The following is a 1,152-nucleotide window of genomic DNA, read 5'->3' as shown; positions in this document are numbered from 1 at the left end:
CGAACTCGGTCTCGATCCAGCGGGTGTGGACCTTGAACGGCTCCGGGGAGCCGTCCAGCTCGGGCGCGAACGCCGGGTCCCTGACCACCGCGCGGTGGAACGGGATCGCCGTGGCCATGCCCTCGACCTGGAACTCCTCCAGGGCGCGGGAGGCCCGCTGCAGGGCCTCCCGGCGGGTGCGGCCGGTGACGATCAGCTTGGCGAGCAGCGAGTCCCAGGCCGGGCCGATCACCGAGCCGGACTCCACGCCCGCGTCCAGACGGACACCCGGACCCGACGGCGTGTCGAAGCGGGTGACCGTGCCGGGCGCCGGCAGGAAGTTGCGGCCCGGGTCCTCGCCGTTGATACGGAACTCGAAGGAATGCCCGCGCAGCGGCGGGTCGTCGTAGCCCAGCGCCTCGCCGTCCGCGATGCGGAACATCTCACGGACCAGGTCGATGCCGGTGACCTCCTCGGTGACCGGGTGTTCGACCTGCAGACGGGTGTTGACCTCCAGGAAGGAGATCGTGCCGTCGTTGCCGACCAGGAACTCCACCGTGCCGGCGCCGACGTAGCCGGCCTCCTTCAAGATGGCCTTCGAGGCCGAGTACAGCTCGGCGACCTGCGCCGTGGACAGGAACGGCGCCGGGGCCTCCTCGACCAGCTTCTGGTGGCGGCGCTGCAGCGAGCAGTCACGGGTCGAGACGACGACCACGTTGCCGTGCCGGTCGGCCAGGCACTGGGTCTCCACGTGCCGGGGCTTGTCCAGGTAGCGCTCCACGAAGCACTCGCCGCGGCCGAAGGCGGCGACCGCCTCGCGCACCGCCGACTCGTACAGCTCCGGCACCTCTTCCAGGGTCCGGGCGACCTTCAGACCACGGCCACCGCCGCCGAACGCGGCCTTGATCGCGATCGGCAGGCCGTGCTCCTCGGCGAAGGCCACGACCTCCTCCGCGCCGCCCACCGGGTCCGGCGTGCCGGCCACGAGCGGGGCACCGGCGCGCTGCGCGATATGACGGGCCGCCACCTTGTCACCCAGATCACGGATGGCCTGCGGCGGCGGGCCGATCCAGATCAGACCCGCGTCCAGGACCGCCTGCGCGAACTCGGCGTTCTCGGAGAGGAAGCCGTATCCGGGATGGATGGCGTCCGCGCCGGACTCACGGGCGGCGT

The 1,152-nt window shown here is 72.0% G+C and carries 1 protein-coding gene; it reads right to left on the bottom strand.

Annotation, left to right across the window (positions count from 1 at the left end):
- The coding region (locus tag ACZ4EG_RS46650; RefSeq protein ID WP_467795067.1) for an acetyl-CoA carboxylase biotin carboxylase subunit at positions 1-1,152 on the bottom strand (1,152 nt) is incomplete at both ends.

The sequence above is a fragment of the Streptomyces sp. NPDC025638 genome (genome assembly GCF_055558775.1).
This window is presented reverse-complemented; position numbering and strand designations above follow the sequence as displayed.